The organism is Candidatus Omnitrophota bacterium, from assembly GCA_016209275.1.
Taxonomy (GTDB): Bacteria; Omnitrophota; Gorgyraeia; order Aquiviventales; family Aquiviventaceae; genus JACQWM01.
In genome coordinates, this window is record JACQWM010000042.1 from 33,730 (window position 1) to 47,196 (window position 13,467).

A 13,467-nucleotide genomic window follows, 5' to 3' on the forward strand; every position below is an offset into this window, starting at 1 on the left:
GGCATCCGACTGTGTGCTATCTGCTATTGGCTATCTGCTGCTTTTGTGAGCGGCGCCGCTGGCGAACAATCTGCTCCGCGCGAAACCAGTCTTCTTGGTCATGCCCGTGCTCGCAGCCCCGCTGCGCAAACAATTCGTAGGCCACGCGGGCGATCTCCTCGCTCTTCGGCGTGGTTGACGCTTCGCTCTCCGAGAACGCTTTTAACACTCCCTGACGGGCCATGCGCACCTCCCTCTGTTGATTATTGCACCACGCGATGATGGAGCCAAAAAAACACGCCTACCAGAATGCCGATCGACACCGCGTTGAGCACGAGCAGCCGGACCCAGAAGTGCTGCCGCGCGCGCCGATGCCGTTTCCAAAGGAACGCTGTCCCGCCCCATGTCGCCGCGCGCGCAAAGCACCAGAGCGCTAATTTCAACGGCGAGGTGATCCACAACCATGCAGGGATGGCCATGACGCGATGCTCCCTCACACCGCCTCAGGCTCCCGCTCCGCCCAGCGCTTGATCTTGGCTGAGAGCTCCTCAATGGAGAGCCCGAGCGCATCGGTGGTGTGCTTGATGACTTCAGCTCGCCACGCCGGCAGATCATCCTGGAGCTGTTTCAGCACGGCATCGCCACCCGTCCCCAGGCTCTGGTTCAGGCGGTGAGACAGCTCCTGGATTTGCTCCGGCACGGTAAACAGCTGCGCATACCGCAACCCGCTGCCATCCTTCGGCAAGCGGAGCCCCTCGAAGAACAGCCGCAGGAGCGCGAGATTGATGTTGGTGGCATCGGCTTCGCAGCGCTCCAGCGCCTTCCAAATATGCTGCGTGGCCCAATAGCGGAAGAGCAATCCCAGCTCCCTTCTGAGTGTTTTCTGAAACAACAGCCGGCCGGTCTCCGGCGCTTCGGGAACCGCTCGGCCTGCCTGTGCTTGAGAGGTGTCGATCACTTGGCTGCAGGCGAGAAACAAATAGAGCGCTCGGACCTGAATTTCTTGTGGTGTCATAGTGGTAGAGACTCTTATAGCCTACAGAATGCGTTCTACCCCGTCAAGCCTTTCTCATGTAACGGACAGTCCATTGACGCATCAAGATGCCCGTGTTATGGTGGAGTTTCTATGCTTGCATCCCTGATTGGCCTGCTCTACCCCAACGCGTGCCTGCTGTGCCGGGCTCCGCTGCCCTCCCGGAGGACCGATCGCCATCTGCTCTGCGGCGCATGCCAGCAGCGGCTCCCGCGCACGAGGGCCCCCTACTGCGTGCGCTGCGGCGCGCCGCTTGCCGCAGCCTTCGATGCTATCGTGCGATGCCGCGCATGCCGCGACCGCCCTCCGGCGTTTGAGATGGCGCGCGCCCCATTGCAGTACGCCGGAACCGGCCAAACCCTCCTCCGCCAGATCAAATACCACCATCGCTGGCGGCTCTCCCGATGGCTGGCTAACGATATGGCCGCATTGGCCGCGTCGGCCTTTCCGCTCGAGGCGATCACGCTCCTCGCCCCGGTTCCTGCGCATTGGCTCAAGCGCAGGATGCGCGGGGCCCATCCGACGGACGAATTAGGCCGCGACATCGCTCGCCTGCTCCAGAAACCGTACGCGGCCTCGGCCCTTCGCTGCGTGCGATGGACCCGGGCGCAACATCACTTGCCGTCGCCCGGCGCGCGGTGGCGAAATGTCCGCCATGCCTTCGTGGCGCAACCGCGGCTGGTCAACGATCGCGCCGTCCTCCTCATTGATGATGTCATGACAAGCCGGGCCACCGCCCATGCGTGCGCTGCCGCGCTCAAAGAGGCCGGAGCCCGAGCCGTCTACGTGCTCACCGGGGCCAGAACTCCATTACATGAGTAGAGCTTTCTGCTTCCTCGGATGAAGACGCTGCGCACGTACGTCTTGCTCGAGCATGTGGGGCCGTTCTTCGTCACGCTGGGGGGCTTGACGGCGGTACTGCTGGTCGGCAACATCGTCAAGTTCGCCGATCTCGTCATCTCCAAGGGTGTGAGCCTCTTCGATATCCTCCGGTTGATGATCTACCTGGTCCCCTTTTTGCTCAGTTTCACGGTCCCGATGGCCTGCCTGGTCGCGATGATCCTGGCTTTCGGGCGCCTGAGCAGCGACTATGAGCTGATTGCGATGCGCGCCTCCGGCGTGGCCCCCTTTCGGCTGGTGCTGCCGATGGTCATGGTGGGGTTGGTCCTCAGCGGCTTCATGCTGGTCGTCAACGATCGGCTCGTCCCCATGTCGCACCTGGCGTTCCGCCGGCAGCTCAAGGCGATCGGGATGAAGCAACCCACCGCGTATCTGGAAGCCGGCACCTTCATCAAGGATTTCCCGCCGTATGTGATCTACGTCTATCATGTGGAGGGACGGCGATTGGACAACGTCCGGATCTACCAACCGCAAGCCAACGGCCCCACCCGGACGATCATCGCCGATCGGGGACGCTTCGAGCAGCTGCCGGATAAACGCGGCGTCCAGTTGAAGCTCTCCGACGGGACGATGGATGAGTGGGATCAATTCCATCCCGGCGCGTTCTATAAAACGGTCTTCAAGGAGTACGCCATGAACTTGCGCTCGGGACAGGAAGACCCCTCGCAGCTGCGCAAGAAACTGCGGGAGATGACGTTCAAGGAATTGATGGCCGAGCGCACGCGCCTGGGCGCCGAAGGCATCGACGGGCTCCCGATCAGCCTGGAGCTGCATCAAAAAATCGCCGGCGCATTCGCCGTGCTGATCTTCGCGATCTTCGGGCTGGCCCTCGGCCTGCGCTTGCATCATCATGAGCGGCTGATCGCCTACGTGTGGGTGCTGGGGATCTTCATGGCCTACTACCTGCTGAATATCGGAATGAATGCCATTGCGCTGAAAGGCTGGCTCTCGCCGATGGCGGCCATGTGGGCGCCCAACCTCCTCGGCGGGCTCATCAGCGCGCCCCTGCTCGCGCGCGCCGTCCGCCACTGACATGCGAATTCTCGATCGGTACGCCGTCAAGCAGCTCATCCCGGTGTGGATCTGGTGTCTCATCGTCTTCATTTTCTTGAGCTGCCTGATTGACATTTTTGAGCGCCTGGACGACATTCTCCGGTACCGCATTCCGCTGCGCACCCTGGCCCAGTATTATCTGAACTTTATTCCCTTCATCTTCGTGAAGGCCTCGCCCATTGCGTTGCTGCTCTCCGGCTCGTTTGTGGCCTCGCGGCTCTCGCGGTATCAGGAGCTGCTGGCCATGAGCGCCTCCGGGACGAGCTTGCTGCGGGCTAGCATCCCGTTTCTGTTTTTGGGATGGCTCGTCAGCCTGGCCGTGTTTCTGGTGAATGACCGGGTGATCCCGAAGACGGCGGTGGCGTACGAGCAGATCAAGGAGGCGCATTTCCGCGGCAAAAAAACGGATGCCCCGATCCACAATGTCGCCGTCACCGACGCATTTAATCGCCTCTATCACGCGCGGATGCTGGAGGTGGAGCAGAAGGAGCTGACGGAGCTGACGATTCTTGAGCACGATCTCAAGAACCGTCCGCTGAAAAATTTGCACGCGGAGCGCGCCATCGAAACGCCGCACGGATGGCTGCTATTGAACGGCACGATTTACCGCCTCAACGCGAAGGGCCTGCTGCAGGGAGAACCGGAGTTCTTCGTCGAGCGGCTGTTGAGTTACCCGGTGACGATCGACACCTTCAGGAATCCCCAGGCGCGGCCGGAGACGATGCGGTTCGGCCATCTGCGCCTCTTGATCGCGCGGCTGAAATCGATCAACATCACGAACGTGCGGGAGTTTCAGGTCGCCCTCTGGTCGAAGCTGACGATGCCGCTGATGAACGTGATCGTCTGCCTGCTGGCGTTTGCCGGCTCCACCCAGCCCCAATTGCGCGGCAATCTCCGAGGGCTGGGAATGAGCTTAGGATGGGGGCTGCTCTATTACGTCGGTGTGGGATTCGGCGAGGGGCTGGCCAAATCGTTTTACCTTGCGGGCGTTCCCTGGCGCGGGCTGCAATTTCCTCCCGTCATCGTCGGCGCGCTGCTGCCTCATGCCCTGGCGGTGTGGTGGGCCCTCCGCCTGCTGAGGCGAAACCCCTAACGCAGTTAGGTGCCCAGTTCCCAGCTCGAGAGATACTCCTCTTGCTCGGGGGTGAGCGTGTCGACCGAGACCCCCATCGCCTTGAGCTTCAGCCGCGCGATCTCCTGGTCGATTGCCTTCGGCACGGGATACACGTGCGGGGCGATCCGCCGCGCTTCCCGTTTCAGGTACTCGGCCGCCAGGGCTTGATTGGCAAAGGACATATCCATCACGCCGGGCGGGTGCCCTTCGGCGCATGCCAGGTTGACCAGCCGGCCTTCGGCAAGCACATTGATCGTCCGGCCGTTTTTCAGCAGGAACTGATCGATCCCGTTGCGCGCCGTGTGATGCCGCTTGGAGAGCCGCCGCAGCTCCTCGAGATTGATTTCGACATCAAAGTGGCCGGAGTTGGACACGATCGCCCCGTCTTTCATGCGCAGGAAATGCGGCTGCCGCAAGACATCGCTGCAGCCGGTCACCGTCACAAAGATATCGCCGAGGGCCGCCGCCGAGGCCATCGGCATCACCTCAAACCCATCCATCACCGCTTCCAGGCCTTTCACCGGATGAATCTCCGTCACGATCACGCGGCCCCCCATCCCCTTCGCCCGCTGGGCCAGGCCCTTGCCGCACCAGCCGTAGCCGGCCACCACGAAGACCGAGCCGGCGATCAACCGGTTGGTCGCGCGCAAGATTCCATCGATGGTCGATTGGCCAGTGCCATAGCGGTTATCAAACAGGTGCTTCGTGTCCGCGTCATTCACCGCAATCACCGGATACCGCAGCTTGCCTTGCGCATCAAGGCTTTTCAGGCGGATCACCCCCGTCGTCGTCTCTTCGGTGCCTCCGATGACGGAGCCCCCGAAGCGCTCCGGCTGCTTGTGGATCGTGGAGACGAGATCCGCGCCGTCATCCATCGTGATGTGCGGCTGCCCTCCCAGCACGCGCTCGATATGCTGGTAATACGTGCGGCGATTCTCGCCGCGGATGGCGTAGACCGAGATGCCGAAATCGCTCACCAAGCTGGCCGCCACATCATCCTGGGTGGAGAGCGGGTTCGAGGCGCATAACGCGATCTGCGCCCCGGCCGCCTTGAGGGTGAGCATGAGATGCGCAGTTTCCGTCGTCACATGCAGGCAGCACGCCACCCGCAGGCCGGAGAGCGGCTTCGTCTTGGCCGCCCGCTGCCGAATCGACAGCAGCACCGGCATCTGCCCTTCGGCCCACTCGATTTTTGACCGCCCGGAGGCGGCGAGCCGCGGATCTCGGATATGGGACAGCGCTCCGTGGCGGGATGGCCCTCGCGCGCGGCTCATGGATCGTGGCTCAAGCACCATTGCTTCGTTGGGCATCGAGGCTCCTGAGATTCATTCGCGGCGACGTATGGTGAGTATGCGGCTTGTGACCTGCCGGGTGATGGTGCCGCGCCGCCCGCTTCATCTCTGCCACGCGGTCCAATTCCTCCCAGGTGAACCCCTCTTCGGTGCGGCCGAAATGGCCGTAGGCCGCCGTCTTCAAATAGATCGGCCGGCGCAATTTCAACGTCTTGATGATGCCGACGGGGGTCAGATCAAACAATTCTCGAACGATGGCGACCAGGCTCTGATCGGAGAGCTTGCCGGTGCCGTGCGTGTCGATCATCAAGGACACCGGCTCCGCCACGCCAATGGCATAGGCCAGCTGAATCTCGCATTGATCCGCCAGCCCGGCGGCGACCAAGTTCTTGGCCACATAGCGGGCCATGTAGGCGGCCGAGCGGTCCACCTTGGTCGGGTCCTTGCCGGAAAACGCCCCGCCGCCGTGGCCGATGACGCCGCCGTAGGTATCCATGATGATTTTCCGTCCGGTCAGGCCCGTATCGCCCATCGGCCCGCCCACCTCGAATCGCCCGGTGGGATTGACGAAAATCTTCGTCTTCCGATCGAGCCACTGCTTGGGCACGATCGGCTCAACCACCAGCCGTTTCATGTCCGCGCGGATGCGCGAAAGCGAAACGCCCCCCTGATGGTGGGCGCTGACCACGACGGCTTCCACACGGCCGACGCGCCCGTCGTGATACTCGATCGTCACCTGGGTCTTGCCATCCGGCAGCAGGTAGTCCACGAGCTGTTGCTTGCGGACCTCGGAGAGGCGCCGGGAGAGGCGATGGGCGAGCATGATCGGCAGCGGCATGTACTCCGGCGTCTCATTCGTGGCATAGCCGAACATCATGCCTTGATCGCCGGCCCCCCCGGTGTCAACGCCGAGCGCGATATCCGGCGATTGCGACTGGATCGATGTCGCCACACCGCAGGTTTCATAGGCGAAGCCGTGCTCCGGCTCGACGTAGCCGATCTTATGGATCGTCTCGCGCACGATCTGGGGAATTTCGATGTAGCACGAGGTGGTGATCTCCCCGGCCACAAAGGCCAGGCCGGTCGTCACCAGCGTTTCGCACGCCACCCGGCCATTGGGGTCCTTTTCATAAATCGCGTCCAGCACGGCATCGGAGATCTGATCCGCAATCTTATCCGGATGCCCCTCCGTGACCGACTCCGACGTGAACAGATGACGTTTCATCAGACTTCCTCCTTTTCTCCCCAGCTCCTAGCTCCCAGCTCCTCGCTTCCTGGTTGAAGTCGTCGTCCAGGTCTTCACGATAGCCTCATACGCCTTGATGGTACCGATGTCATGCCACTCACCGGGCATCTCAACACCATACACCGGGCTCCGCCGTGCTAGCCACTGAATGAAAAAGCCTGGCGCATCGGCGTTGCCCTCCTTCAAAAACGCCCCGATCATCGCCCTGATGGCCGCTGGAAGATAATACACGCAGACGGCGACTTCGGCCGATGGCGGCTGCGGCGATTTTTCCGCAAATTGCGTGATGCGATGCTCCGCATCGCGCACGACCACCCCGCATTGGGTGGCGACGTCCCTCGAGGGCGCATGCCACAAGGCCACACTGGCATGCGGGAGCATCCGCTGAGCCTGGGCGGCGAAACAGCTCATCGACCATCGAAACAGGTTATCCGTCCCCACCACGAGCAGATCATCCTGCGCTTCGACGTCGCGGTGCGCCAACGCCAGATCGCGAATGGCTCCGAGGCGCGTTTCGGCGGTCATCGTTCCATCGTTGATGATCTCCACGTCGGTCTGCCGGGCCGATCGCCGCCACGCCTCGAATTGCGCCGCAAATCGCCCGTTGCTCACGAGCAGGATGCGCCGAACATCCGGCACCTCTCGGACCGCGCGCACGACCTCATCTAAGATCACGCCGCGGCCTAAGCGCAGCAGCGTTTTGGGCCGATCCGTCGTGAGGGGATACAGCCGTGTGGCGTATCCCGCCGCCAGCAACACCGCAGTGATCATGCCCCACTCACTTACTCACTCAATCACTCAACCAGGGCGGGAGCCACTTGCTTCAAGCTCGCGAGCAAGAAGGCTTCCACTTCTTTTGCCGTCTTCAGCGTCAACGCCTCAGCCACCACCGATTGGGCGTATGAATATTCCACCGAGCGGATCACCTGTTTGACGATCGGCAGCTGGACCGGCGAGGTGGAAAACTCATCCAGCCCCATGCCCAACAGGAGCAGGGCGAGCGACGGCTCGCCGGCCATTTCCCCGCACATGCCCACCCAGATCTTCGCCGCATGGCCGACCTCGATGATCTGCTTGATCAAGCGCAGAATCGCCGGGTGCGTCGGCTCGTAGAGGTAGGCGATTTTTTCATTGACCCGGTCCACGGCCAGCGAATACTGAATCAGGTCATTGGTGCCGATCGAGAAAAAGTCCACCTCGCTGGCGAGCAGGTCGCACGTCAGGGCCGCTGAGGGCACTTCAATCATGGCCCCCACCTCCATGGTCTTGGCCATGGGCACGCCCTCGCGGGCGAGCTCCTGCTTGACCTCGCGCAGAATTTCGTTGGCGCGGCGCAGCTCCTCAATGCCCGAAATCATCGGATACATCATCTTCAGATTGCCGGCGACACTCGCCCGCAGGATCGCCCGTAACTGCATGCGGAAGATGTCGGGCCGAGCAAGGCTGAACCGGATCGCGCGCCATCCCATGAACGGATTGATTTCCGAGGGCAGCTGCAGCGGGGAGAAAAATTTATCGCCGCCTAAGTCCATCGTCCGGATGATCACCGGATGGGGTGCCACCTGCTCCACGACCTGGCGGTACGCCTCGTACTGCTCCGCTTCCGTGGGAAAGTCATTCCGGTTGAGGTACAAAAACTCCGTGCGGAACAACCCGATGCCTTGCGCGCCATGCGCGATGACCGAGGGGACCTCATCCGGCAGCTCGATATTCGCCGACAGCATGATCGCGCGGCGATCCAAGGTTTCCGCCGGAAGATCTTTCACATGCAGCAGCTGGCGATTGATTTCCTGATGGCGCCGCTGCTCCACCTCATAGCGCGCAATGGTCTCGGCATCCGGATCGATGAGCACTTCGCCGCGCGTGCCGTCCACGATGACGAACTCGCCCTTCGCAATTCGCTTGGTCGCTCCTTCGACTCCGACCACGGCAGGGATCTCCAGCGATTTCGCCATGATCGCCGTGTGGCTCGTGCGGCCGCCGACATCGGTGACGAAGGCGATCACATGCTGCCGATGCATCTGCGCGGTCTCGGACGGCGAGAGATCATGGGCCACGACCACCATCGGCTCTTCGAGGTGGGCGAGCGTGCCGTGCGGGCGCCCGAGCAAGTTGCGCAGCACCCGCCGCCGGACATCATCGATATCCGCGGTGCGCTCGCGCAGATACTCGTCTTCCGTTCGGGAAAACGCCTTCAGATGCCTGCGGATCACCTCGTCAAAAATGGCTTCGACATTCACATGCTGGCGCTTCAGGCCGTTGATGATCTCCTCGCGCAGGGCCTGATCCTCCAGCACCAGCAGATGGGCGTTGAGGATTTCCGCGTGCTCCTGGCCGAGATCCTCGGAGAGCTTCTTCTGGATCGTCAGGATCTGGTGGCGCGTCTTGATGAACGCCTCTTCAAGCCGCAGCACCTCATACGGCACTTGATCCTCGGCGATCGCCCGGCGCGGCACCGACACATCCTCGCTATCGAAGAACAGGGTCTTGCCGATGGCAATACCGGGCGCGGCAGGAATGCCTTTAAGGTGGATCATTTTCGTCGCTTCGGAATCGGGAGCTCCGGCAATGGCGTCGTCACTAACTCGACGAGCTGGGCTAAGGCCTCCTCGGCATCAACGCCCTCGGTCACAATCGCAATCCGCGACGCCGGCCCGGCCGCCAGGGTGAGCAGCCCCATGATAGACTTGCCATCAACGATTCTGCGGCCTTTTTTCACCGTGACGGAGCTCTGAAACGCTTTGGCCAGCTGCACGAAGAGGGCGGCCGGCCGCGCGTGGAGCCCTTGCGGATGAATCACGCTCACCGTCTGCTTCGCGATCGCCATCAGCCGGTCCCAATGCTCCACCGAAGGCGGCACTGCCAATCCACCAAGCCCTTCGGCGCGCGCGCATGCTCCAAGGTCCAAAAACAGATCACACATAACCCCTGATAGGTCCGCTCCAATCCCTCTTCGGATTCCGAGATCGTGTCAATGGGGAAATGGTACAGGAGCGCCGGCGGATCAATCGTGAGGTGGACGGACACGCGGCTAAAACCCTCCCGAAGCTCAAAGGTATGCGTCTGCTGCTGCCCCGCGGCTTCCAGGTAGCGATCATCGCGAAGCCCTAGAGTGAATTCGATCCCGATCGCCGCAACATTCAGCCGCTCCACCGCGTACCCGCAGTCAACGCCGCGGTCAGAGAGCGCAATCGTCTTGCGGATGCTCCCCCCCTCGTGCGACCGGACGAGGGCCAGGGCCGGAGAGCGCTTGGCCCGCGCCGGCGCGCGCTGAAACGCCCCGCCCGCCCACAACTGCTGCTCCGCCCAGGCAGAGCGCTGCACCTCGGCCAGCGAGGGCACGCGCTGCAGCCCATAATCAACAAACCCGCTGCGCCGGTGATCATCATAGGTGATGCGCGCCTCAAGATCGGCGTCTTTGGCGCGCAAGAGATCGTGAATGCTCGCCGGGCTCGCGGCGGCCGCGACGGCTTGCGGATGCTTCGCCGTGAGTTGCCGGTGATACAGCTCCGGACGCCGGGTCAGCGTGTCGAGCAGATTGATCCGCGGGCCGAACACGCTCCATTCGGTGATCGTCCCGCCATCGGCCGGATCCACGACGGCCGACATGGTCTTCGCCGTCAGGATGGTCTCCTCCTGGCCGTCGCCATCCGCATCCTCGTCAGACGAGGAGGGTCTGGCCCCGTCGCTGCGGCGCAGCAAATCCTCCGCGGCAATGAGATGGCGATACACGGCCCGGCGAAGATGCGACAGATACAAGCCCCCGAAGACCCCGTGCCAATAGGCGCAGTTGCACTGGCCGGCGTACAACTCCTCACGTGCCTGATTGAGTAATTTCGAATTTCGAATTGCGAATTGCGAATTGCTCTTTTTCTTCGACTTATTCGACATTCGACATTCGTCATTCGACGTTGTCTGGAGTTGGCGGCTCACCCGCAGCATCTTCTGCTGCATCGCATTGGCTTCGGGATATTTCGTGAAAAAATTCCGAAAATTGCCGCCGGACCACTCCAGCATTTCCTCATAGCTGCCGCACGGCAAATAGACGCGCCCGCTCGGCGGTGTGTGCGCGAGATAGTCCTGGAACGTCGCCGTCTTGAGCCACGCCTGTTCCTGCTCTAAGACGCTGAAGAAGCGCTCGAGCCATCCTTCCTCATACACCCACTGGTGCGTCTTCGGCCACAAACCGAACTTTTCCCCGTCATCCGCAAACGTGATCGCCGCTGGCCGCTCGCGCGGAAGACCCCGCAGAAAATCCACCGTGGTCTCCACGGGCTTAAACGGCAGCCAATACCGCAACCGCTTCGAGGCGGGAAAGACCGTGACGACCGCTCCGCCGTATTCGGTGGCATACGCGCCCAGCACATCCCATCCGCCCTCATCGTGGATCTGCAGCGCGCGCGGCAGAAACGGCTGTGCCGGCAGAAATTGATTCGTGTCGACCATCGTATAGCGAACACCTGCCGCTGCGAGTGTTGCCGGCAGCTCCGGCTCCCAGACGCGCTCGGTCAGCCACAACCCTGCGGCGTCTGGCTGACCTAAACCGGCAAGCGCGGCGCGCATCTTGGCCAGCTGTCCTTGCCGGTCGGCCTCGGGAATCAGCGGGAGGATCGGCTCGTAGTAGCCGGAGACCAGCAATTCCACCTGGCCGCGGCGGACCAGCGAGGACACCCGGGTCAAAAATTCCGGGTGGTGCTCCCGCAGCCAGTCCAGCAGGCAGCCGCTGTAGTGGAGGGCCAAGCGCACGCGGGGATGTCGAGCCAGCACGCGAAGGAACGGGTCATACGATTTCTGGTAGGCCTCTTCAAAGACGAACCCAAAGTTGCCGACCGGCTGATGGCAATGAATCGCCATCAGCAGCGTGACAGGCGTTTGGCTCATGGCAGCGGCATGGGGGCTGCCGTCGCCTCATCAACCGGCTGGCCGGGCGGCGGCTCAGGCGACGCCATCGGAGCGCCGATCGACAGGGCAGGCCTCGGCGGCGCCGGCGGCCGATGGCGAGCGCCAGTGACCAGCTGTATCACGACCTTCGCCACTTTGTCGGGATCGTGCCGCACGTAGTTTTCGGTGTTGATGATATTGCCGGAGACCACCTGATAGCCCATTTCGCGAATTCGCCTGATATCCGCCTCCACCGGAAACGCGTCTTCCTCGCGGTATTTCTCCAGCAGCAGCGGCGGCACCGGCTCGGTGTTCACGAGACACACGTGGAGCAGGCCGGGGTTGGTATGCGTGATGAGGGCGCGCACATGATCGCTGGCCTTAAAGCCCGAGGTCTCGCGCGATTGCGTCATCACATTGCAGATATACGCCTTCAGCGCCTTGGATTGCACGATCGCATCCACCATGTGCTCAACGAGCAGGTTCGGAATGATGCTCGTAAACAAGGAGCCGGGCCCCAAGATGATCACCTGCGCGTCATGGATGGCCTGCAGCGCTTCGGTGGAGGGGCGGCACCCGGCCGGCTCAAGGTAGATGCGGCGAATCGGCACGGTCGCGTGCGAAATATTCGTTTCCCCCTGTGTGACGGTGCCGTCCTCATGTTCGGCGACCAAGCGCACTTTGGCGTTGGTCGATGGGACCACTCGCCCGCGGATCGCCAGCACCTTGCTGGACGCCTGAATGGCGCGCTCAAAATCTCCCGTGATCTTGGTCATCGCCGTCAAAAACAGATTGCCGAAATTGTGGCCCTTCAGCGCCGAGTCTTCGGCAAAGCGATACTGAAACAGCTGCTGCATCAGCGGCTCGGTATCGGCGAGTGCCACGAGGCAGTTGCGGATATCCCCGGGCGGGATCATGTCAAACTCCTTCCGCAAGCGCCCGGAGCTGCCGCCGTCATCCGCCACCGTCACGATCGCGGTGATATTGGTCGTGTAGTGCTTCAAGCCATGCAGCAAGGTGGACAGGCCGGTGCCGCCTCCGATCACGACGACTTTCGGCCCTTTCGTCAGATGCCGGCGCTGGAAGACGACATCCACGAGATCCTGGGTGTGCTCCGGAGCGACCACTTCCAGCAGCGAGCGCACCAACAGGCCCACGCCGAACACCAATGACAACAGGCCGGTCAGCAGAATGCTGAGGCTCGTCAGCCGAAGCCAAATGCTGCCTTCGACCGTCAAGAGCCCCGTCCCCATGCCGAAGAGAAAGAGCCCGGCGATGGCGAGAAACAGCCAGCGCTTGACCTGCATGCCGGGGTAGAACCATTTCAGGAATCTGAGCGGATTGATCATGAACGTCACGGGCGACGAGCGTCCTCGTCCTGGATGATCTTCGCGACCGTCTTTTCATCTTTCGCGTTGCGGAGGCTGTCGCGGAAATGCTTATCTTTGAGCAGCCGGGAGATCCGCGCTAAGGCTTTGAGGTGTGGCCCGGCGGAATCTTCCGGGGCGACGAGGAGGAAGAACAGATGCACCGGCTCGCCGTCGAGCGAGTCGAAATCAACACCTTGCCGGGAAATGCCAAACGCGGCCACGAGCTTGCCCACGCAATCGGATTTGCCGTGCGGGATGGCCACCCCCTGCCCAATCCCCGTGGAGCCGAGCGACTCGCGTTTCAGCAGGGTCTGCACCAGTTTCGCGACGTCTTTGTCTTTGATCGCGCCAGCGCTGACGAGCAGTTGCGTCAGCTCCCGGATGACCGCTTCTTTATTTTGGTGCGCTTGGAGATTCACGCTAACGGCCCGATCGTCCAAAAATCCCATCATGTGCATGGCAACCCTCTCAGCTAAAGAATGTGGAGCGGGAGATCCCGCCGATATCTTCTACGATTGAAAATTGGAGCGGGTGATGGGATTTGAACCCACGACTTTCACGTTGGCAACGTGACGCTCTACCACTGAGCTACACCCGCA

At 62.1% G+C, this 13,467-nt stretch carries 14 protein-coding genes and 1 tRNA gene; 3 read left to right on the forward strand and 12 right to left on the reverse strand.

Translation table 11 applies throughout. The annotated features are described in order from the left end of the window. Positions 1-16: 16 nt before the first annotated feature. The 3 genes from HY737_05955 to HY737_05965 are packed head-to-tail and all read right to left on the reverse strand — an operon-like array spanning position 17 to position 994. Positions 17-223 (reverse strand): DUF2934 domain-containing protein, encoded by a 207-nt coding sequence (locus tag HY737_05955; protein ID MBI4597927.1) that lies wholly within the window; start codon positions 221-223, stop codon positions 17-19. A gap of 19 nt (positions 224-242) precedes the next feature. Then, positions 243-458, reverse strand: a complete 216-nt coding sequence (locus tag HY737_05960; GenBank protein ID MBI4597928.1) for a hypothetical protein — start codon at positions 456-458, stop codon at positions 243-245. Positions 459-472: 14 nt separating this feature from the next. Beyond that, positions 473-994: a hypothetical protein gene (locus HY737_05965; GenBank protein ID MBI4597929.1), complete on the reverse strand. Its 522-nt coding sequence runs from the start codon at positions 992-994 to the stop codon at positions 473-475. Between the two features lie 111 nt (positions 995-1,105). Here HY737_05965 and HY737_05970 point away from each other — a divergent pair, with 111 nt between their 5' ends. The 3 genes from HY737_05970 to HY737_05980 are packed head-to-tail and all read left to right on the forward strand — an operon-like array spanning position 1,106 to position 4,058. Further along, positions 1,106-1,834: a ComF family protein gene (locus HY737_05970; protein MBI4597930.1), complete on the forward strand. Its 729-nt coding sequence runs from the start codon at positions 1,106-1,108 to the stop codon at positions 1,832-1,834. Positions 1,835-1,852: 18 nt separating this feature from the next. Then, on the forward strand, positions 1,853-2,944 hold the full coding sequence (locus HY737_05975; GenBank protein MBI4597931.1) for an LptF/LptG family permease: 1,092 nt from the start codon (positions 1,853-1,855) through the stop codon (positions 2,942-2,944). A 1-nt stretch (position 2,945) separates the two neighbouring features. Next, positions 2,946-4,058 carry an LptF/LptG family permease gene (locus HY737_05980; GenBank protein ID MBI4597932.1) on the forward strand — a complete coding sequence of 371 codons (1,113 nt, stop codon included), beginning with the start codon at positions 2,946-2,948 and terminating at the stop codon, positions 4,056-4,058. A 5-nt stretch (positions 4,059-4,063) separates the two neighbouring features. Here HY737_05980 and HY737_05985 read toward each other — a convergent pair whose 3' ends face one another. The 9 genes from HY737_05985 to HY737_06025 all read right to left on the reverse strand — a co-directional run bounded on the left by HY737_05985 (position 4,064) and on the right by HY737_06025 (position 13,466). Further along, positions 4,064-5,353: an adenosylhomocysteinase gene (locus HY737_05985; GenBank protein MBI4597933.1), complete on the reverse strand. Its 1,290-nt coding sequence runs from the start codon at positions 5,351-5,353 to the stop codon at positions 4,064-4,066. 10 nt (positions 5,354-5,363) lie between these two features. Continuing rightward, the gene (locus HY737_05990) at positions 5,364-6,596 is read right to left on the reverse strand and encodes a methionine adenosyltransferase (protein MBI4597934.1); all 1,233 of its coding nucleotides are present in this window, start codon (positions 6,594-6,596) and stop codon (positions 5,364-5,366) included. 27 nt (positions 6,597-6,623) lie between these two features. Further along, complete coding sequence (locus HY737_05995) at positions 6,624-7,388, reverse strand: NTP transferase domain-containing protein (protein ID MBI4597935.1); 765 nt, start codon at positions 7,386-7,388, stop codon at positions 6,624-6,626. Between the two features lie 23 nt (positions 7,389-7,411). Next, on the reverse strand, positions 7,412-9,154 hold the full coding sequence (ptsP, locus tag HY737_06000; protein ID MBI4597936.1) for a phosphoenolpyruvate--protein phosphotransferase: 1,743 nt from the start codon (positions 9,152-9,154) through the stop codon (positions 7,412-7,414). Beyond that, complete coding sequence (locus HY737_06005) at positions 9,151-9,438, reverse strand: HPr family phosphocarrier protein (GenBank protein MBI4597937.1); 288 nt, start codon at positions 9,436-9,438, stop codon at positions 9,151-9,153. The genes ptsP and HY737_06005 overlap by 4 nt, the downstream gene beginning before the upstream one ends. Before the next feature lie 5 nt (positions 9,439-9,443). Then, positions 9,444-11,498 (reverse strand): DUF1926 domain-containing protein, encoded by a 2,055-nt coding sequence (locus HY737_06010; GenBank protein ID MBI4597938.1) that lies wholly within the window; start codon positions 11,496-11,498, stop codon positions 9,444-9,446. Beyond that, complete coding sequence (locus HY737_06015) at positions 11,495-12,568, reverse strand: YvcK family protein (protein MBI4597939.1); 1,074 nt, start codon at positions 12,566-12,568, stop codon at positions 11,495-11,497. The genes HY737_06010 and HY737_06015 overlap by 4 nt, the downstream gene beginning before the upstream one ends. A gap of 284 nt (positions 12,569-12,852) precedes the next feature. Then, positions 12,853-13,326: a PTS sugar transporter subunit IIA gene (locus HY737_06020; GenBank protein ID MBI4597940.1), complete on the reverse strand. Its 474-nt coding sequence runs from the start codon at positions 13,324-13,326 to the stop codon at positions 12,853-12,855. Between the two features lie 65 nt (positions 13,327-13,391). Beyond that, positions 13,392-13,466: transfer RNA gene (locus tag HY737_06025), tRNA-Gly, on the reverse strand. Position 13,467 lies beyond the last annotated feature (1 nt).